At 55.6% G+C, this 22,709-nt stretch carries 24 protein-coding genes; 17 read left to right on the top strand and 7 right to left on the bottom strand.

Features of this window, described 5'->3' with window-relative positions; all coding sequences use genetic code 11:
• Window positions 1-124 precede the first annotated feature (124 nt).
• The 3 genes from BFP70_RS04125 to BFP70_RS04115 are packed head-to-tail and all read left to right on the top strand — an operon-like array spanning window position 125 to window position 2,447.
• The gene (locus BFP70_RS04125; RefSeq protein ID WP_369820180.1) at window positions 125-973 is read left to right on the top strand and encodes an ABC transporter permease; all 849 of its coding nucleotides are present in this window, start codon (window positions 125-127) and stop codon (window positions 971-973) included.
• A gap of 1 nt (window position 974) precedes the next feature.
• Window positions 975-1,811: an ABC transporter permease gene (locus BFP70_RS04120; protein WP_066010084.1), complete on the top strand. Its 837-nt coding sequence runs from the start codon at window positions 975-977 to the stop codon at window positions 1,809-1,811.
• Window positions 1,812-1,817: 6 nt separating this feature from the next.
• A complete protein-coding gene (locus BFP70_RS04115) occupies window positions 1,818-2,447 on the top strand; it encodes an aspartate/glutamate racemase family protein (RefSeq protein WP_066010083.1) in 630 nt (209 codons plus the stop codon).
• A gap of 46 nt (window positions 2,448-2,493) precedes the next feature.
• Here BFP70_RS04115 and ccrA read toward each other — a convergent pair whose 3' ends face one another.
• Window positions 2,494-3,786 carry a crotonyl-CoA carboxylase/reductase gene (gene ccrA, locus BFP70_RS04110; protein WP_066010082.1) on the bottom strand — a complete coding sequence of 431 codons (1,293 nt, stop codon included), beginning with the start codon at window positions 3,784-3,786 and terminating at the stop codon, window positions 2,494-2,496.
• Between the two features lie 289 nt (window positions 3,787-4,075).
• Between ccrA and BFP70_RS04105 the strand changes: the two genes are divergently transcribed.
• Window positions 4,076-6,049 carry a protein meaA gene (locus BFP70_RS04105; protein ID WP_066010081.1) on the top strand — a complete coding sequence of 658 codons (1,974 nt, stop codon included), beginning with the start codon at window positions 4,076-4,078 and terminating at the stop codon, window positions 6,047-6,049.
• A gap of 52 nt (window positions 6,050-6,101) precedes the next feature.
• On the opposite strand, the gene BFP70_RS04100 is transcribed toward BFP70_RS04105, so the two are convergent.
• Entirely contained in the window at window positions 6,102-6,455 is a 354-nt protein-coding gene (locus BFP70_RS04100) for a helix-turn-helix transcriptional regulator (protein ID WP_066010122.1), read from the bottom strand.
• A 227-nt stretch (window positions 6,456-6,682) separates the two neighbouring features.
• Here BFP70_RS04100 and BFP70_RS04095 point away from each other — a divergent pair, with 227 nt between their 5' ends.
• From BFP70_RS04095 to BFP70_RS04075, 5 genes are all read left to right on the top strand, one after another.
• Window positions 6,683-7,012, top strand: coding sequence for an AtpZ/AtpI family protein (locus tag BFP70_RS04095; RefSeq protein WP_066010080.1), 330 nt, complete (start codon window positions 6,683-6,685; stop codon window positions 7,010-7,012).
• Window positions 7,013-7,056: 44 nt separating this feature from the next.
• The gene (locus tag BFP70_RS04090; protein ID WP_066010121.1) at window positions 7,057-7,764 is read left to right on the top strand and encodes a F0F1 ATP synthase subunit A; all 708 of its coding nucleotides are present in this window, start codon (window positions 7,057-7,059) and stop codon (window positions 7,762-7,764) included.
• A 54-nt stretch (window positions 7,765-7,818) separates the two neighbouring features.
• Window positions 7,819-8,055, top strand: a complete 237-nt coding sequence (locus BFP70_RS04085; protein WP_066010079.1) for a F0F1 ATP synthase subunit C — start codon at window positions 7,819-7,821, stop codon at window positions 8,053-8,055.
• Window positions 8,056-8,148: 93 nt separating this feature from the next.
• A complete protein-coding gene (locus tag BFP70_RS04080) occupies window positions 8,149-8,706 on the top strand; it encodes a F0F1 ATP synthase subunit B' (protein ID WP_066010120.1) in 558 nt (185 codons plus the stop codon).
• Window positions 8,707-8,710: 4 nt separating this feature from the next.
• Window positions 8,711-9,265 (top strand): F0F1 ATP synthase subunit B, encoded by a 555-nt coding sequence (locus tag BFP70_RS04075; protein WP_066010078.1) that lies wholly within the window; start codon window positions 8,711-8,713, stop codon window positions 9,263-9,265.
• A 49-nt stretch (window positions 9,266-9,314) separates the two neighbouring features.
• Here BFP70_RS04075 and BFP70_RS04070 read toward each other — a convergent pair whose 3' ends face one another.
• The 3 genes from BFP70_RS04070 to BFP70_RS04060 all read right to left on the bottom strand — a co-directional run bounded on the left by BFP70_RS04070 (window position 9,315) and on the right by BFP70_RS04060 (window position 11,963).
• Complete coding sequence (locus BFP70_RS04070) at window positions 9,315-10,079, bottom strand: FadR/GntR family transcriptional regulator (protein WP_066010077.1); 765 nt, start codon at window positions 10,077-10,079, stop codon at window positions 9,315-9,317.
• Window positions 10,080-10,195: 116 nt separating this feature from the next.
• Window positions 10,196-10,849: an OmpA family protein gene (locus tag BFP70_RS04065; RefSeq protein ID WP_066010076.1), complete on the bottom strand. Its 654-nt coding sequence runs from the start codon at window positions 10,847-10,849 to the stop codon at window positions 10,196-10,198.
• 142 nt (window positions 10,850-10,991) lie between these two features.
• Entirely contained in the window at window positions 10,992-11,963 is a 972-nt protein-coding gene (locus BFP70_RS04060) for a Hint domain-containing protein (protein ID WP_083217343.1), read from the bottom strand.
• Between the two features lie 119 nt (window positions 11,964-12,082).
• Here BFP70_RS04060 and nth point away from each other — a divergent pair, with 119 nt between their 5' ends.
• Complete coding sequence (nth, locus tag BFP70_RS04055) at window positions 12,083-12,727, top strand: endonuclease III (RefSeq protein WP_066010074.1); 645 nt, start codon at window positions 12,083-12,085, stop codon at window positions 12,725-12,727.
• Window positions 12,724-13,710 carry an adenosine kinase gene (locus BFP70_RS04050; RefSeq protein WP_066010073.1) on the top strand — a complete coding sequence of 329 codons (987 nt, stop codon included), beginning with the start codon at window positions 12,724-12,726 and terminating at the stop codon, window positions 13,708-13,710. Before nth ends, BFP70_RS04050 begins: the two co-directional genes overlap by 4 nt.
• 183 nt (window positions 13,711-13,893) lie before the next feature.
• Here the strand turns inward: BFP70_RS04050 and BFP70_RS04045 are convergent, their stop codons facing one another.
• Window positions 13,894-14,712 (bottom strand): sulfotransferase family protein, encoded by an 819-nt coding sequence (locus BFP70_RS04045; protein WP_066010072.1) that lies wholly within the window; start codon window positions 14,710-14,712, stop codon window positions 13,894-13,896.
• Between the two features lie 146 nt (window positions 14,713-14,858).
• On the opposite strand from BFP70_RS04045, the gene BFP70_RS04040 reads away from it, so the two are divergent.
• Both BFP70_RS04040 and BFP70_RS04035 read left to right on the top strand, forming a co-directional pair.
• A complete protein-coding gene (locus BFP70_RS04040; RefSeq protein WP_066010071.1) occupies window positions 14,859-16,433 on the top strand; it encodes a DUF5928 domain-containing protein in 1,575 nt (524 codons plus the stop codon).
• Between the two features lie 11 nt (window positions 16,434-16,444).
• Window positions 16,445-16,828, top strand: a complete 384-nt coding sequence (locus BFP70_RS04035; protein WP_066010070.1) for an HIT domain-containing protein — start codon at window positions 16,445-16,447, stop codon at window positions 16,826-16,828.
• Window positions 16,829-16,873: 45 nt separating this feature from the next.
• Here BFP70_RS04035 and BFP70_RS04030 read toward each other — a convergent pair whose 3' ends face one another.
• The gene (locus BFP70_RS04030; RefSeq protein WP_066010069.1) at window positions 16,874-17,800 is read right to left on the bottom strand and encodes an ABC transporter ATP-binding protein; all 927 of its coding nucleotides are present in this window, start codon (window positions 17,798-17,800) and stop codon (window positions 16,874-16,876) included.
• Window positions 17,801-17,882: 82 nt separating this feature from the next.
• Here BFP70_RS04030 and BFP70_RS04025 point away from each other — a divergent pair, with 82 nt between their 5' ends.
• The 4 genes from BFP70_RS04025 (at window position 17,883) to BFP70_RS04010 (ending at window position 22,684) form a co-directional block, all read left to right on the top strand.
• Window positions 17,883-18,092, top strand: coding sequence for a zinc-finger domain-containing protein (locus tag BFP70_RS04025; RefSeq protein WP_066010068.1), 210 nt, complete (start codon window positions 17,883-17,885; stop codon window positions 18,090-18,092).
• A 139-nt stretch (window positions 18,093-18,231) separates the two neighbouring features.
• Window positions 18,232-18,645, top strand: coding sequence for a globin domain-containing protein (locus BFP70_RS04020; protein ID WP_066010067.1), 414 nt, complete (start codon window positions 18,232-18,234; stop codon window positions 18,643-18,645).
• A 162-nt stretch (window positions 18,646-18,807) separates the two neighbouring features.
• Window positions 18,808-21,648 carry a DNA polymerase I gene (polA, locus tag BFP70_RS04015; protein WP_066010066.1) on the top strand — a complete coding sequence of 947 codons (2,841 nt, stop codon included), beginning with the start codon at window positions 18,808-18,810 and terminating at the stop codon, window positions 21,646-21,648.
• Window positions 21,649-21,769: 121 nt separating this feature from the next.
• Window positions 21,770-22,684, top strand: coding sequence for a cation diffusion facilitator family transporter (locus BFP70_RS04010; RefSeq protein WP_066010065.1), 915 nt, complete (start codon window positions 21,770-21,772; stop codon window positions 22,682-22,684).
• Window positions 22,685-22,709 lie beyond the last annotated feature (25 nt).

Raw genomic sequence — 22,709 nt, 5'->3', positions numbered from 1 at the left:
CGGGCCTGTGCGGGGTTGACCCCCTTGGCCCGGCCGGGGGGCGATCCCCCCGAAGCGGTGGCACGATGCGCCACCGCTTCCCCCCACCTTTTCTTCAAGACTGAGGTAGCTGTGTATGAAGGCGATGTCGGACACTACTAAGGGGTGGCTTTTGGCCTCTCCCTTGACGCTGATCTTGGTGGTTTTCCTGATTGCACCGATTGTCATGATCGCGGTGGTTAGTTTTTGGACCGCAACAGAATGGTCCATCGTGCCCGCCTTCAGCCTGGAGAATTATCAGTTTCTATTCGGTTCTGACGTTACCTATCGAGTGTTCTTCAACACGTTTAAATATGCGGCAATCACTTGGGCGATCACCTTGGTAATTGGCTTTACGGTTGCGTGGTATCTGGCATTCCATATCCGCTCTTTACCCGTTCAAATCGCACTTTTTCTACTGTGCACCATCCCGTTTTGGACATCCAATATCATCCGGATGATCAGTTGGATCCCGTTCTTGGGACGCAATGGATTGGCGAATAATATGCTGATCTCAATGGGGGTTGTGGACGAACCGGTGGAATGGCTGCTGTATTCCGACTTCTCGGTGATCCTGGCCTTTGTTCATCTGTATACATTGTTCATGGTGGTGCCGATTTTCAATACGATGATGCGGATTGACCGGTCGCTGCTTGAGGCCGCGCGTGATGCCGGGGCGAGTGGCTTTCAGATCCTGACCAATGTCGTGCTGCCTTTGACGAAACCGGGGATTATGATCGGATCAATCTTTGTCATCACGCTTGTGATGGGCGACTTCATTACGGTGCGCTTCATGTCGGGATCGCAATCGGCCAATGTTGGGCGGCTTATCTCCAATGATATTGCCCTGTTGCAATATCCGTCGGCGGCGGCCACTGCGGTGGTTTTGCTGGTTACGGTTTTGATCACGATCGGCATCTTGCTGCGCCTGGTCGATATTCGGAAGGAGCTGTAAGATGGAACCCCGGACCCGAAGCTTTTATGTCTTATCTGTCTTTTTCGCGCTGTTCTTGGTGTTTTTATATGGGCCAACGTTGACCATCGCGATCCTAAGCTTTCAAGGTCCTCAAGGGGGGCTGACCTTCCCGATGCGCGGAGTGTCCTTGCATTGGTTCGTGGACCTGTTTGAAGAACAGGCCGTGGGCGATATCTGGGGCGCGTTTCGGCGGTCCTTCATGCTGGGGCTGATGGTAATGGTTACGACGGTTGTCGTGTCGGTGATGGGCGGCTTGGCCTTTCGCAAGAAATTCGCGGGCAATCAGTTCCTGTTTCAATTGGTGATCGCGTCGCTGGTAATACCGTCGATCCTTGTATCGCTGGGCGTGGGGTTGATATTCTCGCAATCCGGGCTGGGGGTGCATTGGGCGACCTCGGGCTTTGGATCGCAGCTGACATGGACATTGCCGTTTGGTCTGCTGATCATGTTCGCGGTGTTCAACCGTTTTGATCCGGCATATGAGGAAGCTGCACGCGATCAAGGGGCCACCGCATGGCAGACGCTGTGGCATGTGGTGTTGCCGATGATTGCCCCGATGTTGATCGGCGTGGCGCTGTTTGGCTTTACCCTGTCTTATGATGAATTTGCCCGAACGCTGATGACGGCGGGCAGTTACAATACGCTGCCGCTTGAAATCTATGGCATGACAACCAACGTTACCACGCCGGTGATCTTTGCGCTTGGAACATTGACGACAGTGTTCTCTTTCGTGGTAATCGGATCGGCGTTGCTGGCCTTTTGGCTGATGGGGCGCAAGCGGGCGAAGCTGGGATCAGATGCGGGCCGGGGGGTGTGATCTGTGATGCGCATCACATTCGTGAACCCCAACGCGACCGAAGCCATGACAGAGCAGATGCTTGCTCAGGCCGCCCGAGTGCTTGCACCACTGGGCACGCATCAGCTGTCAGGCCTGACCAATCATACAGGCCCTGCCGCGATTGAAGGCGAAGCCGATGGCCAAGCCGCAGTGCGCGGTGTCTTGGCGATGGTGCCGCAGATCGACACCGATGTGCTTGTCTTGGGTTGTTTTGATGATCCGGGATTGGAACAAATCCGAGCTGCCGCTGCGATGCCGGTGATCGGTCTTGGACAGGCCTCTTTTGCCATGGCGGGCCTGCTTGGGCTTCCGTTTTCGGTGGTGACAACCGTGGCCGACGCAATCCCGGTGATCCAATCCAATCTGGCGCGATATGGTGTTCAGGCCAAGGTGCGTGCTGCAGGTATCGGCGTATTGGAGCTGGAAGACGGCCCCCCGGAGGTAATCACGCGATTGATCGCAGAGTTCAAAACGGCGCAGGCCGATCCGATCGGGGCGGTCGTTTTGGGCTGTGCCGGTATGGGGCCATTGATTGATCAGCTGCAACCGCACACGCCACTGCGGCTGATCGATCCGGTCGGCGCAGCCGTGCGCCTGGCGTTGGCATTGCAATAGGAAACCCCGCAACCGACAACAGCGGATGCGGGGTCATCGTTTGTGATCAGCCCTTTGGGCCTGCTTCCAAGGCATCTTCAAATGTGCGCAGGCCGGTTTTCGGGGCCTGAACCAACACGGCCATATTGCCGGGCTTATGGTGATTGCGCAGCATTTTTGTATGTGCCTGCGGAATTTCATTCCACGGGAATACCTCGGACATGCAGGGGTCAAGCCGGCGTTCGACCATCAGACGGTTCGCAGAAGCGGCCTGTTTCAGGTTGGCAAAATGCGATCCCTGAAGACGCTTCTGGTGCATCCACATGTAGCGCACGTCAAAGGTGCAGTTGAACCCAGAGGTCCCCGCGCAAATAACAACCATGCCGCCTTTCTTGACGATCAGGGTCGAGACAGGAAACGTGGCTTCGCCGGGGTGTTCAAACACCATATCGACATTGACGCCTTTGCCCGTGATATCCCAGATCGCCTTGCCAAATTTGCGGGCCTCTTTCAGCCAGTTATTATATTCGGGCGTGTTAACGGTGGGCAACTGTCCCCAGCAATCGAAATCTTTGCGGTTGATCACACCTTTGGCGCCCTGATCCATGACAAACTGGCGTTTGCTTTCATCAGAGATAACGCCGATCGCATTGGCACCCGCCGTATTGGCCAGCTGAATCGCATATGAGCCCAAACCGCCTGACGCGCCCCAGACCAACACGTTCTGGCCGGGTTTCAGCTCATGCGGGTGGTGGCCGAACAACATCCGATAGGCGGTCGCAAGGGTCAGCGTGTAGCAGGCGGCCTCCTCCCATGTCAGATGTTTCGGGCGCGGCATCAGCTGCTGTGCTTGAACGCGGGTGAATTGCGAGAATGACCCATCAGGGGTTTCATATCCCCAGATCCGCTGGCTGGCCGAAAACATCGGGTCGCCGCCATTGCATTCTTCGTCATTGCCGTCGTCTTGGTTGCAGTGGATAACCACCTCATCCCCGACTTTCCAGTTTTTCACCTTGTCGCCTACGGCCCAGATGATGCCGGAGGCATCGGAGCCCGCGATGTGATAGGGCTGCTTATGCACGTCAAACGGGCTGATCGGAACGCCAAGCCCGGCCCATACGCCGTTATAATTGACGCCTGCGGCCATCACCAGAACCAGAACCTCATTGCTGTCGATCTGCCAGGTGTCGACAACCTCTTGCTCGAAGGATTGCTCCGGCTCGCCATGGCGCTCGCGGCGGATCGACCATGCATACATTTTAGGCGGAACGTAGCCTAATGGCGGCATTTCGCCAATTTCATACAAATCTTTCTCAGGCGCGTCATATGGCGCAATGTCGGTATGGGTATCCAGAGCCATTCCCGTATCCTCCTCCTCGTGCCGCAATGCAGAATCGGTGCGGCGTTGAGGAGAGTCATACAAGGCCTTTGCGCAATAATGCAATGACTATTGATGTGTTTTTGTAATTTTATGTCTTATACGTTTGTGGGATGCTGTTAAAACATACAATTATCTATGGTTTTGCTGTGCAGCTAGCCGCTCCGACTTTCTGCCGCATTGCGGCGAATTGACATGGGTGTAATATTTCGCTTAATAGGCTCAACTCGTAATTTTGTTGCGCAAAGAATTCTCTGAGGGGGAAGATGCTATGACGCAGACCAAGACACAGACACGCGACCGCCCGTGGTTGTTCCGCACCTATGCTGGGCATTCAACCGCCAGCGCGTCAAATGCGCTGTATCGGTCTAATCTGTCCAAAGGGCAGACAGGTCTGTCGGTGGCCTTCGATCTGCCCACACAGACAGGATATGACAGCGATCATATTCTGTCGCGCGGCGAGGTGGGCAAAGTGGGCGTGCCCGTGTGCCATCTGGGCGATATGCGCGCGCTGTTTGATCAGATTCCGCTGGAGCAGATGAACACATCGATGACGATCAATGCGACGGCACCTTGGTTGCTGTCGCTATATATCGCCGTGGCACAAGAGCAGGGCGCCGATGTCGCAAAGTTGCAAGGCACCGTGCAAAATGATCTGGTGAAGGAATATCTGTCGCGCGGCACATATATCTGCCCGCCCAAACCTTCTTTGGCGATGATCACAGATGTGGCGGCCTATACGCGAGAGCATCTGCCGAAATGGAACCCGATGAATGTGTGTTCCTATCACCTGCAAGAGGCAGGGGCGACCCCGCAACAAGAGCTGGCCTTTGCATTGGCCACCGCGATCGCTGTTTTGGATGATTTGAAAAACAAAGTCCCAACCGAGGCCTTCCCGGCGATGGTTGGGCGGATTTCATTTTTTGTGAATGCAGGCATCCGCTTTGTGACAGAGATGTGCAAGATGCGTGCCTTTACCGAGCTGTGGGACGAGATATGCCGTGACCGCTATGGTATTGAGGACGCTAAATATCGTCGCTTCCGCTATGGGGTGCAGGTGAATTCGTTGGGCCTGACCGAACAGCAGCCAGAGAATAACGTCTATCGCATCTTGATCGAAATGCTGGCTGTGACATTGTCGAAAAACGCTCGGGCGCGGGCGGTGCAATTGCCCGCCTGGAATGAGGCATTGGGGCTGCCGCGCCCATGGGATCAGCAATGGTCGCTGCGGATGCAGCAGATTATGGCCTATGAAACTGATCTGTTGGAATATGATGATCTGTTTGTTGGCAACCCTGCGATTGAGCGTAAGGTGGACTTGCTGAAGGAAGAAGCGCGCTCTGAATTGGCGCAGATTGATGCGATGGGCGGCGCGATTGCGGCGATTGACTATATGAAAGCGCGTCTGGTCGATTCTAACGCTGCCCGAATTGGGCGTATTGAGGCAGAGGAAACCATCGTTGTCGGTGTGAACCGCTGGCAGCAGGGCGAGCCCTCGCCGCTGACCGCCGGGGACGGTGGCATCATGGTCGTGGATCCGGCGGTAGAGGCCGAACAGATCGGCCGGTTGAATGAGTGGCGGGTGCAACGCGACGCAGATCGGGTCGCGACGGCACTGAAGGCGCTGCAACTTGCGGCCTCAAAGGGTGAAAATGTGATGCCTGCGTCCATTGAGGCGGCCCGTGCAGGGGTGACAACTGGCGAATGGGCCGGGGTGATGCGCGCTGTCCATGGCGAGTATCGTGGACCAACAGGCGTGTCGGCCAATCCGTCGAACCGGACCGAAGGGCTGGATGATATTCGTGAGGCGGTGAATATGGTCAGTGCGACATTGGGGCGACGTTTGAAATTCCTGGTGGGTAAGCCGGGCCTGGATGGGCATTCCAACGGCGCCGAGCAAATTGCCTTTCGTGCGCGCGATTGCGGTATGGATATCACCTATGACGGCATTCGGCTGACACCGGAGCAGATCGTCGCGCAAGCGATCGCGGATGAGGCGCATGTGGTGGGTGTCTCTATTTTATCGGGAAGCCATGTGCCGCTGGTCCAGGATCTGATGGAACGGATGCGCGCAGCGGATCTGGGGCATGTACCGGTGATCGTCGGGGGGATTATTCCCGATGAAGATGCAGCGAAATTGACATCTTATGGTGTGGCACGGGTGTACACGCCAAAGGATTTTGAGCTGAACCGAATTATGAGCGACATCGTCACGCTGGTGGCTGACGGGCAGAAAGTGGCGTGAATATGAGACGCCCCGGCGTCGGGCTGCGTGCCCGGCGACGGAATTTGGATATTTATAGGCAAGATGAAGGAGGATCGGACAGTTCAGTTTCGACGAAACGTTCAAGTGCGTCGAGGTCGATACAGTCCAGCTGTCCGAAGCTTTGGATCCAGGTCATGGCGGCGCGCATACCATCGGGTTCAAGTTTGCACCATTTGACCCGACCGCGCTTTTCCTGTGCGATAAGCCCTGCGTTACTGAGAATGCCCAGATGTTTCGATACGGCAGCCAAAGACATTTGAAATGGCTCTGCCACGTCGGTGACGGCCATATCATCTTCAAGCAACATCGTCAGGATTGCGCGCCGGGTGGGGTCGGCGAGCGCAGCGAAGATCGCATCCAGTTTGGGGTTTGAAGCAGTGGTCATCATATGGTGTTTGGCCTGAGTATTGTGCTTCGTCAACCAATCGGTTGAATATCATATGGCGGGCTGGGGCAGGGCGGTTGCGGAGGAAGTCGACCGTTTCAGCAAGTTAGAAAAATGCGGTGTCGTTTTAAATCAATACTTTAGGCGAATACTTAACAAGTGCTAACGGCGTTGACTCACTAAGCCGTGACAGGTATCACCAACACAACGAGACCAAGGGCCAAACCATGTCCGACCACCCTGATCCAGACCGCCTCGAGGCACTCGAAAAGCGGATAAAGGCAGCGAAAGTCGGTAAAGCGGAGCCGTCAGGTCAGGGCGGCATCGCCCAGACCGAGATGGCATGGCGAATGGTCGTTGAGATGTGTTCAGGGCTGGGCATCGGGTTCGGCATTGGATATGGCCTTGATGCCTTGTTTGGGACGCTGCCAATTTTCATGGTGGTGTTTACCTTGCTGGGGCTTGTGGCTGGCGTTCGCGTGATGATGCGAAGCGCGGCTGAGATGAATGAGAAACGCGCGGCTGCCGAGGCGAGCCGCACAAAAGAGGGAAGATAGTCTTGGCGACTGGCGCAGAATCTGGCGGGCTTGAATTCCACCCTATGGACCAGTTCATGGTCACACCGCTTTTCGGAGATGGTGCGATTCATTGGTACACGCCCACAAATGCGACCTTGTGGTTTGCATTGACTGTGTTGGCGATCGCATTGGTTTTGGTGGTTGGCACCCGTGGTCGTGCGATTGTTCCATCGCGGTCGCAATCGCTGGCAGAGCTGACATTTGGTCTGGTACATAAGATGGTTGAGGATATTACAGGCAAAGAGGGCCTGAAATATTTCCCATATATTATGACGTTGTTCTGCTTTATCGTATTCGCCAATTTCCTTGGCCTGATTCCGATGAGCTTTTCAACCACATCGCATATCGCAGTGACTGCGGTTTTGGCTGTGTTTGTATTCCTTGGCGTGACGGTTATCGGTTTCGTCAAGCATGGCACGCATTTCTTTGGATTGTTCTGGGTGACGGCTGCGCCGCTGCCATTGCGTCCGGTCTTGGCGGTCATCGAGGTTATTTCCTATTTCGTGCGTCCGGTGTCGCACTCCATCCGACTTGCTGGCAACGTTATGGCTGGCCACGCGGTGATCAAAGTGTTCGCAGGCTTTGCAGCCATTGCGTTGATCAGCCCGGTGTCGGTGGTTGCAATCACCGCAATGTACGGTCTTGAGGTGCTCGTAGCGCTTATCCAAGCCTATGTGTTCACCATCCTTACATGCGTCTATCTGAAAGACGCATTGCACCCGGCGCACTAAGCACCGGACTGCGATCCCCTTATCAACCTTTCAAATCTTCAAGGAGCTATTCCCATGGAAGGCAGCATCTCTGAACTCGGTCAGTACCTCGGCGCAGGTCTCGCATGCATCGGCATGGCAGGCGCAGCAATGGGTGTTGGCAATGTCGCCGGCAACTTCCTGAACGGCGCGCTTCGCAACCCGTCGGCAGCCGCCGGTCAGACCGCCACGTTGTTCATCGGCATGGCATTCGCAGAAGCACTGGGCATCTTTGCATTCCTCGTCGCTCTGCTTTTGTTGTTCGCGGTCTAATCCCCTTTTCGCATTATTGCGGACGGAGGGGCCCGGATGGGCCCTTCCGAGTTTGAGACAGGACCGTCGATCTGGTCCAAAAGGGTAGACGAAATGGCAACAGAACACGAAGCTGCCGAAATGGCGCATGGCGCGGCGGATGCTGCACATGGTGCGGCTCTTGCACCGATGCCGCAGCTTGAGCCCTCGTATTTTGGGAACCTGATCTTCTGGCTTCTGGTGACGCTTGTCGCGATCTACTGGCTGCTTTCGAAGATTGCGCTGCCGCGGATTTCTTCCGTGTTGGCAGATCGTCAGGGCACGATCTCGGGTGACCTTGCGGCCGCCGAAGATTACAAGCTGAAGGCGAAAGACGCTGAAGCTGCCTATGAAAAGGCGCTTGCTGACGCCCGTGCGCAAGCGCAGGCAATTGTTGGCGAAGCGCGCGCCGCGATCCAAAAAGATGTCGATGCCGCTATCGTGCGGGCCGATGCCGAGATCGCAGCGAAAACCACTGAAAGCCAAGCAAAGATTGCCGAAATTCAAGCCGGTGCTGTTGAAGCGGTTGATACCGTTGCAAAGGACACGGCGCTTGCAATTGTGGCAGCTTTGGGCGGGAACGCGGACAAAGCCGTTGTCGACGCTGCTGTGTCCACCCGGTTGAAAGGATAAGATTTTGAAAAAGCTTGCTTTTCTTCTAATCCTTGCGGCGCAGCCTGCCTTGGCAGCTTCTGGTCCGTTCTTTAGCCTGGGCAACACGAACTTCATCGTTCTGCTAGGGTTCTTGCTGTTCATCGGCGTGTTGGTCTATTTCAAGGTTCCGACGATGCTGGGTGGTTTGCTGGATAAGCGCGCCGCTGGCATTAAATCGGATCTGGAAGAGGCTCGTAGCCTGCGCGAAGAGGCCCAGTCCATTCTGGCAACCTATGAGCGTAAATCGCGTGAGGTTCAGGCGCAGGCGGATGATATCGTCGCCAATGCCAAGCGTGACGCGGAACTGGCGGCGGAGCAGGCCAAAGCTGATCTTCAGGCTTCGATCGCGCGTCGCCTTCAAGCGGCACAAGATCAAATCGAATCGGCGGAAGCCGGTGCGGTTAAAGCTGTGCGCGACCGTGCTATCACTGTCGCTGTTTCGGCAGCTGCCGAAGTCCTGCGCAATCAGATGTCTGATGCGGATAAATCCAGCAGGATTGATGCATCGATTACTGAGGTTGAACAGCTCCTGCACTGATCTGCACGGAAAATCGAATTTGAAAACCCGGCCTTTATGGTCGGGTTTTTTAATGCCCGATCTGTTGTAGACGCATCTGCGCGGTAGCCTGATGGCGCATGGCTTTGCGATTATGCGTCATTTCCAGCTCCACGAAATTCATATGGGCTGCGACGGCAGCGCGGGCGGCAATGGGATCGCGGGCTTGGATCGCCTGATTGATCGCGCGATGTTGTTCTAACAGCTCGCCGCGAATGGCTGGGTTTTTGAACAGCACAGAGCGGTCGTAAAATACGCCATCGCTTAGCAGTTCAAACATCGCCCGCAGCATATGCAACATGATGACGTTATGACTTGCCTCAATAATTGCCAAATGGAAGCGGGCGTCCAGATCCGCCTCATCAGTGGGGTTGCGCTTGGAATGCGCGGCTTCCATCTTGCGAAACAGAGCGTCGATGACCTTCAGATCCACATCGGAGGCTAGGCGGGCGGCACGTTCTGCCGCCATCCCTTCCACATCACGGCGGAAGGAAAGATAGTCAAACACGGCCTGATCTGAGCGTGCGAACAATCGGATCAGCGCGGGCGAGAAGGCAGAGCCAAGGACCTCGGCGACATATATGCCAGAGCCCGCCTTCGTGGCCAAAAGTCCGCTGGTTTGCAGCTCTGCGACGGCTTCGCGAAGGGACGGGCGGGATACGCCAAGGCGTTCAGACAATTCGCGCTCAGAGGGAAGCCGATCACCGGGGCGTAAAATGCCTTGCAGGATCAAATCCTCAATCTGGCGTATGATTGCGGTCGCCAGCTTTTCCGCATCGATCTTCTGAAATGGCATTGTGGCTCTCCTGTGTGGTTAAAAATTATGACCAAACAAGGGGCTATGCGCAAGAGATCATAAAAAAGCCGGGCGCCTAGATGCACCCGGCCTGTCGTTCACATTGCGCGTTTGTATCAGTTTGTCGGGGTGATAATCAGCTCAACCCGGCGATTTTGAGCGCGACCTTCTGCGGACAAGTTCGATGCCACCGGCTGATCTTCGCCGCGACCGATGGTTTGGATCCGGCCTGATGACACGCCTGCGCCAATCAAAACCGAGGCGACAGAACGCGCGCGGTCCACAGACAGACGTTGGTTATAGGCTGCTTCGCCCGTATTATCGGTATGGCCAATAACCTGCAGCGTGGAATTTGGATAGCGGTTCAAGTTGCCTGCCAAAGTATACAGATCCGATTGCAGGTCGGGACGCAACGTGGAGCTGTCCGTCGCGAAGAGAACATCTTGTGGCATTGTCACGACAAGGCTTTCACCCGTGTTCACGACAGTTGTTCCCTGCATGTCCAGATCGCGGCGCAGCTCTTGCGCCTGTTTGTCCAGTTGCGAGCCGATGGCTGCGCCGGCCAAACCGCCCACTGCGGCGCCTGCCAGACCTTTGGTCAGACGTTCGTCACCGCCAGAGGTCGCACCCAGAACGCCACCTACAACCGCGCCGGCAATCGCCGCCGAACGTGTATGATAGTTCGGGTCATTGGTGACAGTGGGTTCACAGGCTGCAAGCGCCATAGCTGCAACGCCCGACATCAGGAAAGGGATCTTGGTGTTCATCATTTTCGCCTTGGATTAGTGCCCGGTCCACCCGGGGAGTCTGCGCGACTTTACAGTGGAAATAAGCGAATGTGTTATGACAACTGTATCAGGTGGCGAAATTTTGCGTATATTGACGGCGAATTGTCGCTGAAATGAGAGTTATTCATGCCGTAATTCGGGCAGAGCTGGCACGACGCTCCTTGGTGAACATTTGTGTTTCCCATTGTGCAAGCCACGCGCGCGCCGCCGTTTTATGCTGTGTCACCAGTCGCTTGGCTAAAGATGCGCGCAGGCGATCAGGCAGCATAGTCAGGTAACTGCTGTCGACATGGACTGATCCCACCCACAGCCCTTCTGCCAAGATCACTTCGGGCTGTTCAAATAGGAGTGAATAGACCACGCGGCGCCCGTCTTGTGGATCGGCATGCGGCGCGACATGGCTGGCCTGTGCCAACATTTCATTTTCCGCGAACCACATTTCCAATTCTGGCCCGGACAATAAAATACCCGTTTGCGGTGTCACGGTCAGGTCGCGCTCTGGCAAGTCAGGGCCAAGCTGCCCGGCATGGATCAGTAGCGGGCGCGTGTTGCTGGGCGATCTGCGCGGCACGGTTTGCTGCCCCAACCATAGCAGAGGTTGATATCCGTTGTCGCGGGTCAAAACCCTGTCACCGGGGCGCAGCCAGTCGATTGGCTGCGGCCCATCGTCCGTCGCGATCAATGTGCCGGTTGCCATGGCTGGCATCAGGGCGATTTCTTCGGGACCGGCGGCGCGGCCCCCTGCCTCAAACGGCTGGGCCTCGACATAGGTCTGTCCAGGGATCAGCGGCTCTGACGGAAGATACATGGCAAGGCTGCCATCAATTTCGATGCGGTCAAGGCGGATTGTTCCGCGGTCGGGATGCTGCAAAAGGATAGGGATATCGGCCGTCAACACCCCCCGCATAACCAGCGCGCCCGTCACACGGCGCAATTCCGTGATCCCATTGCTGTGCGATAGTTCAAGGCCCATCGTATCGGTGCAAAAATCGGATGCGAGCATCCAAAGGTCATTGCTGCGATCAAATGCCATGCTGGCGACGGGGTAGCCCAGCTCCATGATCTGTGATCCTTGTAGGAAAAATGTCGTTTTCATTGTGGGGTTGCAACGGTCAATGAGACGTTAATGAATTGAGGCGATACCATGGAATTTTAGCGCCCATCTCCCGCATCAAAGGCTTGCAGCACTGCGGGGGAGCGGGCAGAAGAGCACGCATGGTTAAGCAGCTTGATTATAACATGATGAAAGAGGTTTTCGCCCGTTTCGCGGCGGCGGAGCCTGAACCCAAAGGCGAGTTGGAGCACGTCAACGCCTACACGCTGGTCGTGGCTGTGGCGCTTTCGGCACAGGCGACGGATGCGGGGGTCAATAAGGCCACGCGGGCGCTGTTTCAGATCGCCGATACGCCACAAAAAATGCTGGATTTGGGTGAAGAGGCGCTGATCGAGCATATTAAGACCATTGGCCTGTTCCGGCAAAAAGCCAAAAACGTGATGAAGACCGCCAAGATCCTGGTCGAGGTCTATGGTGGTGAGGTTCCGTCCAGCCGGGCCGCGCTGCAATCCTTACCCGGTGTGGGCCGCAAAACAGCAAATGTCGTGTTGAATATGTGGTTTCACCAACCCACGCAGGCCGTGGACACCCATATTTTTCGGATCGGAAATCGCACCGGGATTTGCCCCGGTAAAGACGTGGATGTCGTGGAGCGCGCGATCGAAGACAACGTGCCTGCGCAATATCAACATCACGCACATCACTGGCTGATTTTGCATGGGCGCTATATTTGCGTGGCCCGGAAACCTAAATGCGGTGCTTGCCACATCCGCGATATTTGCCAATTCGAGGAGAAGACGGCGTGACACAATATGAAGTGGTTGGCATCGGAAATGCCATCGTTGACGTGATTGCACAATGTGATGACAGTTTTCTGGATCACATGGGGATCGATAAAGGAATTATGCAGCTGATTGAGCGTGAGCGCGCCGAAACCCTTTATGCGGCTATGGATGTGCGCACGCAGGCGGCGGGCGGATCGGTTGGGAACACCATTGCGGGGCTGGGCAATATGGGGCTGAAGACCGCATTTGTCGGGCGGGTGCGCGATGATGCGTTAGGCCGGTTTTACGAGGCCGCGCTGAAGGGCGAGGGCACCGATTTCCCGAACCCGCCAATTCAAGACGGCGAATTGCCAACATCGCGTTCGATGATTTTCGTTACGCCCGATGGCGAGCGGTCGATGAACACCTATCTTGGGATCGGTGCCGAGCTGTCGACAGAGGATGTGCCGCTGGATGTGGTCGAACAGGCCAAGGTCTTGTTCCTAGAAGGCTATCTCTTCGACAAAGACAAAGGGAAAGCTGCGTTTTTAAAGGCGGCTCAGGCGACACGGCGCGGCGGTGGTCAGGCCGGAATTGCCTTGTCTGACCCGTTCTGTGTCGAGCGTCACCGCGACAGCTTCCGCCGGCTGGTTCGTGAGGAAATGAATTATGTGATCGGCAACGAACATGAATGGGCGTCGCTGTATCAGACAGATCTGGATCAGGCGCTGGCGCAAGCGGCCAAGGAATGTGAATTGGTGGTTTGCACGCGGTCTGGCGCGGATGTGATTGTCATCCGCGGAAACGAGCGTGTGTCGGTGCCCGTGCAATCGGTCACTCCGGTGGATGCGACTGGAGCAGGCGATCAATTCGCGGCCGGGTTCTTGTTCGGGTTGGCGCGAGGCGCGTCGCTAGAGGTGGCCGGAAAAATGGGCTGCGTGGCAGCTCGTGAAGTTATTGGCCATTATGGCGCGCGGCCCGAATGCGACATGGCGGTGTTATTTGCACAAGAAGGTCTGGTGTAATCGGGTTACGGCGACGGGGGTGCCGGGCTCGGGCCTGATAGGCCGTCGCCCGGCCCCGCTGCCGCGGTCGGCTGATCCCGTTGCTGTTGTTGTATTCATGTGTTGGGTTTGACCCGATGAATATGGTCGGACCGGGCTGCGAGAGGGTTTGCGGCCCGGTCTTTTGATCAAACATAAGCTGGCTTAGTTGCCCAGCTTTGCGTGGACCTCGCCCAGGTCGACCTCACCCGTAGGCATTTTATTGTCCGGGTTGTCGAAATCATATTTGAACAGCTGGAAATCCTTTTTGTAGATTTCCCACACAAGGTGGCGTGACAGATCGTCAAAATAATCGCTGATTGGATGCGCGCGCTTTGGGCCATGACCTTCTGATTCATTAAAGCGCGGCACTTCATCAAGGCTGATCCTCACCGGCGTCTCAACGGCATTCAGCACAGATTGCATGCCTTCGTTGAATTTCTCGGTGAAGAAAATATTGTTATAGCGCCCGCCGTTCACGATGAAGGTTGAGATGTGGCCCGACATGGCCGACCAGTGAATATCGGGATCCATCGGGCGACGCCAACGGATCGTATCGCGTGCAAACAGCAAGAACCGACGGAAGGACTTCACCTGATCGAAGGCGAAATCATCCTCGGGCGAGCCGACTTCGATACCGTATTTCTGGATCAGCTGTGGCACAAGGTTGCCGCGGTAGCGTTTTCCATTGCGTTGAATTCCTGCGATTTTATCGAAGAACGACGACAAGATCCGGCCGTAGGGATTGCGCACGCAGGTGAAGGCATAGGATTTGTTGCCCTTCACATTGCGTTCAATCGGACCTTGACTGTGCGGCAAGGACCATTTGTGCAAGCCGGAGGTCGCATCGTGAATATCACCGTCAAAGAAAACGCCGTGATCGGAATAATACATGATCTGCCCGATCGACGAGCAGGCACATTTCGGAACGACGCGATACACGACGCTTTCGCTCTCCGTCATCCAAGTGCCGGGAAAACCCATATGAACCGCCTCCAATAATCCGGGTGTCGCTTATGCCACCCTGGCATGTTAATTAGCCCTAAAGAGCAAAGAAACTCTGTTTTTTCAACGTATCTTGGCGTTATCACGGAAAGATAGTGGCAGGTTGGACATAAAGTTTCGGGATAATGGCCAGAATTGCATTCATTTTGTTAACCCACAAGGACCCAGAGGCGATCATTCGTCAGGCACAGCGCCTGACCGCTGCCGGGGATTATGTGGCAATCCATTTCGACGCCAACGCCAAACCCGCAGATTATCAGCTGTTGCGCGATGGGCTGGCAGATAATCCCGGTGTGGCATTCGCCAAAAAGCGGTTGAAGTGCGGCTGGGGCGAATGGTCATTGGTGGCCGCGACATTGGAAGCGCTTCGTGCTGCGGTGGCGACATTCCAAGACGCGTCGCATTTCTACATGTTGTCGGGCGACTGCATGCAGATCAAAACGGCAGAATACGCACATGCTGTCTTGGACGGCGACAGCGTGGATTACATTGAAAGCTTTGATTTCTTCAACTCGGATTGGATTCAGACCGGGTTCAAGGAAGAGCGGCTGATTTATCGCCACTGGTTCAATGAGCGCAAGCATAAGTGGCTGTTTTATCAAAGCTACGAATGGCAAAAACGGTTGGGTATCACCCGCCGCGTGCCAGATGATATTGAGATGATGATCGGGTCGCAATGGTGGTGCCTGCGCCGCGATACGGTGGAAAAAGTGCTGGAATTTTGCCGCACGCGTCCCGATGTGATGCGGTTCTTTTCCACCACATGGATCCCGGATGAGACGTTCTTCCAAACCATCGTGCGCCATGTCACGCCTGAACGTGAGATCCGGACACGCACCCAGACCTTTTTGATGTTCACCGATTACGGTATGCCGGTGACGTTCTATAATGATCACCATGATATGCTGCTGGCGCAAGATTACCTGTTTGCCCGAAAAATCAGCCCGGATGCTAAGGCGTTGAAAACACGGCTTGGCTTTTTATGGGGGGAAGTTGGCGTAACCTTTCCGATTTCTGACGAAGGGCGCGCGCTGTTTAAATTTTTGACCGGCAAAGGGCGTGAGGGGCATCGATTCGCTCCGCGGTTTTGGGAAACCGAATCAAGCCTTGGCCGGGGCCGGCGCTTGATGGTTATGGTTTGCAAAAAGTGGCATGTTGCCAAACGATTGGCCGATCAATTGCGAGAGCATACAGATTTGCCCGTCGTCGATTACCTGTTTAATGAAGAGGGCGGCTTGCCCGATCTGGGCGGGATTGAGCGCACGGTTGAAAAGCGAAATCGGCATCGGCGGGCGTTGGTGCGCATGTTGTTTGATTATCATCAACGCGATGATCTGGTGATCTGCATTGATCCGGCAGGATATGATCTGCTGTGTGATTTCGCCTCTGATAAGGCAGAGGTGAGGATCCTGGATATTGATTGTGAATTTAGCGACGATTACCTGATCGGACATGCAAAACGGGTCGGGCTTGCGGGGGAACAAACGCCGATCGAAGTGGTCAATCAGGTTCTGCCTACGATCCGCTTTGATCTGCAGTTTGAAAATGAACGCATCATGGATGCGCAGTTTGACCATTTCTGGCGGATGCGCGAAAGCGTTTCGGCAGAAGAAAATGCTGTGGCGTTGGCGGGGTTCTTGAATGTAGAGCCAGAGCTGGCGCAGCGCCTTGCCGCGCTGGATTACCTGTTTACCGATTAAGGAGATGTCCTGTGGCCTATGTCTATGATGACCAAAATATCTTTGCAAAAATCCTACGCGCCGAGATCCCGAACACCACAGTGTATGAAACCGAACATACGCTGGCCTTTCGCGATATCGCGCCTAAGGCGCCTGACCATGTGCTGGTGATTCCCAAAGGGCCATATGTGACCTTTGATCACTTTTGTCAGGCTGCAAGTGACGAAGAATTAACTGATTTTTTCCGCGCTTCAGGCGAGGTCTGTAAGATGATCGGCGCGGCTGCGGATGACACGGCACTGGGCTTCCGTGCGATCACAAATGCGGGCCAACATGGCGTGCAAGAGGTGCCGCATTTTCACCTGCATATTTTGTCTGGCCGGCCACTAGGCCGAATGGTTGAGGCCACCGACTAATATTCGCGGCATGTGATGGGGCAGGGTCTGCCCCATCGGCACAGATTATTCCTCGGTCAAGGACATGAAGACATCTTCAAGGTCTGGCTCGGTGGTGCCCACGTCTTCGACCTCGATGCCAGCGTTATGCACCGCTGTCAGGATCGCATTTGCCGAGACCTGTTTGGGGCGATAGTCAAAGGCCAGCTGCCCATTGGGGCGGCGCGTCAGATTGACCCCGTCGGGCAATGTGACATCGGGTGCATTGCCCGCCGGCGTGATCACCAGCGTTTTCGCATCCATCCGCGCCAGAAGGTTTTCGGTGCGGTCGCGGATGATCATCTCACCATGGTTGATGATGGCAATTTCGTCGCACATTTCTTGGGCTTCTTCCAGGTAATGCGTTGTAAGGATAATCGTCATGCCTTCATCATTCAGGCGTCGGACGTTTTTCCACAACATATTGCGTAACCCGATGTCGACCCCTGCTGTCGGTTCATCCAACACCAGAATTTTTGGCCGATGGACCAGGGCTTTGGCCAGCAACAGCCGCCGCTTCATGCCGCCCGATAATTGCCGGGCATAGGATTCTGCCTTGTCGGATAAGCCGACCAGCTCCAGAATCTCATCGGTCCAGCGTTCGGCTTTGGGCACCCCATACAGCCCGGCCTGCAAATCCAGCAGTGCACGGGGCGTGAAAAACGGATCCATATTAATTTCCTGCGGCATGACCCCGATGGCCGCGCGCGATTGGCGCGGATTGATATCCTGATCAAAGCCCCAGATTGTCACCTGTCCGCTGCTTTTGTTGACCAAACCCGCCAAGATGTTGATCATAGTGGATTTTCCTGCGCCGTTTGGACCCAGAAGCCCAAAGATTGATCCCTCCGGTATGGACAGATCAATTCCCTTCAGCGCCTGCTTGTCTGGCTCACCCTTCGCGCCCGCATAGAGTTTTTGTAAACCCTTGATCTCGATGGCTTGTCGTTGCACTTGCTCGTTTCCTTCCGTTCGCTAGAATGTGCCCCAGACACCGGGCGCATCTATTGCGTCCCTTTATATAGTGGAGCCGCCAATGTCTGCCACCGCGTCAAAGCCTGATGCCCCCGAAGCGCCTGAAACCGAAACCGTGACCCGCTGGAAAGTTGCCTGTGATGGCGGCGAAGGGGCGTTGGGCCACCCACGGGTTTGGTTGAATATTCCCCGTGACACGGGCTATGTCGAATGTGGGTATTGCGACAAGAAATACATCATCGACCGCGCCCATGCGCACGATGATCACTGATCCTATCATAGGGTAGAAAATCTGCGGATGATGATCTGCAAGGCGGTCCTATAGGGGGCCGCCTTTTGCTTTGCGCGCAGGGCGGATTTTTAACATACCGGTTTTACAATGAAACATGGACCCTACAGCAGGAGGTGACATGGATCACAAACAGATAATGCTGGTGCGCACCAGCTTCGATCAGGTAATTAAATCTCGGCCCGAATTGGTCGAAGATTTCTACACCCGCCTTTTCGTGCTCCACCCAGAGCTGCGGCCGCTGTTCCCTGCATCCATATCGGCACAGGCCGATAAGCTGACCGCAACGTTGCAGATCGCACTGTCGTCTCTGGATCAGCTGGAAGGTTTGACCCAGATCTTGCAAGATATGGGCAGGATGCATCGCGGCTATGGTGTGCAAGATCATCAATATCAAATGGTGTCAGAGGTGCTGATCGATACATTGGCAGCACAGCTTGGGTCGGCCTGGACGGTTGAAGTCTCGGCGGCTTGGGGAACATTGCTGGCGTTTGTAACGTACGAAATGATCGTCGGCGCGGCCTGTTCTGCCTGATGGCGCTGCGAATGTGTCCCATGACATAATGCGGTGCCACCCTTTGGCGGTATGTCGCGTCAAACTGCATATCCAGCCGTCGTCAAAGGCCGCAACATCTGGCAGAAGCTGCGTCTTTCTGGCATGAGCATTTCACATGGTTCATTTCACGGAGGGGCAGGCATGGATGATACGTTTGGCAAAGGATGTCATCTGCATCTGATTGACGGGTCCGCCTATATTTTTCGGGCGTATCATGCGTTGCCGCCTTTGACGCGCAAGACAGACGGCCTGCCGATTGGCGCGGTTTCGGGGTTTTGCAACATGCTTTTCAAATATATCGAGAATGCCAAGGGCGCAGATGCACCAACCCATGCGGCCGTGATTTTTGACAAAGGCAGCCACACATTCCGCAATGATTTGTATGATTTATACAAAGCCAACCGCGATGCAATGCCCGAAGATTTGCGCCCGCAAATGCCGCTCACGCGGGAGGCGACAAGCGCTTTTAACATCGCTTGCAAAGAGCTTGAAGGCTTTGAGGCTGACGATATCATCGCGACCCTCGCCTGCCAGGCGCGTGCGGCGGGCGGGCGTGTCACGATCTTGTCGTCCGATAAGGATCTGATGCAGCTGGTCGGTGGCGGTGTAGAAATGCTCGATCCGATGAAAAATGCGCAGATCGGCCCGGAGGAGGTCGAAAAGAAATTTGGCGTGGGCCCGGATCGGGTAATCGATGTGCAGGCCCTTGCAGGCGATTCGGTGGATAATATTCCGGGCGCACCGGGGATTGGCGTGAAAACGGCGGCGCTGTTGATCAATGAATATGGTGATTTGGAGACGCTGCTTGCCCGTGCATCCGAAATCAAACAGCCGAAACGGCGTCAAACTCTTATTGATAAGGCCGATCAAATCCGCTTGTCGAAACAGCTTGTGACGCTGGATACTCAGACACCGCTGACATTCACATTAGAAGATCTGGCCGTGCGCGATCCCGATGTGGACGCGCTGATGGCCTTCTTGAACCAGATGGAGTTCAGGTCTTTGACGCGGCGCGTGGCGGAGCGCTTTGGGGCCACGCCCCCTCCCGCGCCAGACCCTAAGATCGTTGCGGGCGGCAGCGGAACCGACGAAGCGGGGGGAAGCCCCGTTGAGGAGGTTCCATTTTCTCCCGACAGCTATGTCTGTATCCGGGATGCGCAGACCCTGTCTGATTGGCTTGACCGGGCGCGTGCTGCAGGCCATGTCGCGGTGGATACAGAGACAACCTCCCTTGATGAGATGCGTGCCGATCTTGTCGGTGTCTCGCTCTGTGTCACCCCGGGCGAGGCGGCCTATTTGCCGCTGGGCCATACTGAAGGCGGAGATGATCTGTTCGGCGGTTCACGTCTGGCCGACGGTCAGATGAGCCGGGACGAAGCCTTGGCGATGTTGAAACCTGTTCTAGAAGATCCTGCGATCGTGAAGATCGGCCAGAACATGAAATATGATTTCAAAATATTCGCTCTGCATGGCATCCGCACAGCGCCGATTGATGACACGATGTTGCTGTCTTATGCGCTGCATGCCGGTCTGCACGGTCATGGGATGGATCTGCTGTCAGACCGCTATCTGAACCATCAGCCGATCCCGATCAAAGAGCTGATCGGCGCTGGAAAAAGCCAGATTACCTTTGACAAAGTGCCTGTCGATAAGGCCACGCGCTACGCGGCAGAAGATGCCGATATCACATTGCGCCTTTGGCAGCTGTTCAAGCCACAGCTTCACCAAAACCATGTTACCACGGTATATGAAACCGAAGAGCGTCCGCTTGTGCCGGTTTTGGCCGATATGGAAATGGCTGGGGTGCGCGTCGATGCGCAGGTGCTGTCGCGCATGTCCAACGCGTTTGCGCAAAAAATGGCACAGTTAGAGGATGAGATTGCGGAAATCGCCGGACGCAAATTCAATGTTGGATCGCCCAAGCAATTGGGAGAGATCCTATTTGACGTGATGGGTGTGGAAGGCGGCAAGAAAGGCAAGACGGGTGCCTATTCCACCGGTGCCGATGTGCTCGAAGATGTGACCACAATCGAAGATCGTAATCCGGCGGCCGCAAAACTGGCCGCACGTGTGTTGGATTGGCGCGGGATTTCCAAGCTGAAATCGACTTATACCGATGCCCTGCAAACGCATGTGAACCCCGATACGGGGCGCGTGCACACTTCCTATTCCATCGCAGGGGCGAACACCGGGCGTTTGGCGTCCACCGATCCGAATTTGCAAAATATTCCGGTACGGTCTGAGGAAGGTCGCCGCATCCGCGAGGCTTTCGTTGCCGCCCCTGGGCGCAAGATCGTCAGCCTTGATTATAGCCAGATTGAATTGCGCATTCTGGCACATGTGGCGGATATTCCCAGTCTTAAACAGGCGTTTAAAGATGGGATCGACATTCACGCGCTGACCGCATCGGAAATGTTCAACGTCCCGGTCGAGGGAATGGATCCGATGATTCGCCGTCAGGCAAAGGCGATCAATTTCGGCGTGATCTATGGCATCTCTGGCTTTGGTCTGGCCCGGAACCTGCGCATCCCACGTAGTGAGGCACAGGGATTTATCGATCGATATTTCGAACGTTTCCCCGGCATCAAGCAATATATGGATGATACGGTGGCCTTCGCCAAGGCACATAACTGCGTCAAAACTCTGTTTGGGCGGAGGATCAACACGCCAGAGATCAACGCCAAAGGGCCTGGTGCGGGTTTTGCCAAACGTGCGGCAATCAATGCGCCTATTCAGGGGGCGGCCGCCGATATTATCCGCCGGGCGATGGTGCGCATGCCGCAGGCCATCGCGCATCTACCCGCGACAATGCTGTTGCAGGTGCATGATGAACTGATCTTTGAGGTGAATGAAAACGCGGTTGAGGATCTGATCACAGTGGCGCGCGACATCATGGAAAATGCGGCCCATCCTGCGATGCAGCTCTCTGTGCCGCTGACCGTGGATGCGGGGCAGGGGGATAGCTGGGCGCAGGCGCATTAAATGTGCCCGACCGTCGCGTGATCTTGGGCGGTGCGCCAAGCCTGAACCAAGGTTGCGCGGATGTGATTTGACCTGTGGTCAAAACCCGCCACTTTGGGTGAATAGTTTATATTGGATGACCATGCCCCACGATCACGCGCATCACCACCATCATCACCACCATATTGATCCGGATGCCGGTGATAAGCAGGTCGCATTCGCGGTGGTGATAAATCTGGTATTGACGCTGGCGCAGGTGATCGGTGGGGTGATTGCCGGGTCGATGGCGCTGGTGGCCGATGGGGTGCATAATTTTTCGGATGCGGCGGCCTTGATCCTTGCCTTTGGGGCGCGGCGTCTGGCCCGCAAAGGGCGTGATACCACAATGACGTTTGGCTGGTCGCGCGCCGAGGTTGTGGCGGCTTTCGCCAATTACGTCACCTTGATCGTGATTTCGATATGGCTGATGGCCGAAGGTGTGGGCCGGTTGATGGACCCGCCTTCTGTGACCGGTGGATTGGTGATCTGGCTGGCGGGTCTGGCACTGATTGTTGATCTGGGCACTGCCGCGTTGACCTTTAAGCTGTCGAAAGACAGCGTGAACATCCGCGCGGCTTTCTTGCACAATCTCGCGGATGCAGGCGCATCCGTTGCCGTGATTGTCGGCGGCATTGTGATTGTCTTGTTCGATTGGCGGCTGATTGATCCACTGCTGACCATCGCGATTTCCGTTTTTATCCTGTGGCATATCTTCGGGGATCTGAAACCCGTCTTACGGATTTTGATGCTGGGCGCCCCGGCAGAGCGCGACACGGATATGCTGAAAACCGCGCTGACCGGGGTTGATGGCGTTTTGGATGTGCATCATGTCCATCTGTGGCAGATCGACGAAAAGCGCAGCTCGGTTGAGGCGCATCTGGTGTTGGCAGACGGACAGGACTTTCAACCCGTCATCGCGCGGGCCAAAGCAATGTTGTCAGAGCGTTTTGGCCTGACACACGCGACGCTGGAGCCCGAGACGGTCGCGCGGGGCTGCGCGGATGTGACGCCGACCTAATAAGGCACTATGGGCCTGAAAGGGT

It is taken from the genome of Thioclava sp. SK-1 (assembly GCF_001705665.1).
Lineage (GTDB): Bacteria > Pseudomonadota > Alphaproteobacteria > Rhodobacterales > Rhodobacteraceae > Thioclava.
The sequence above is the reverse complement of the archived record's forward strand: the minus strand, read 5'-3'. Positions and strand labels throughout refer to the sequence as shown.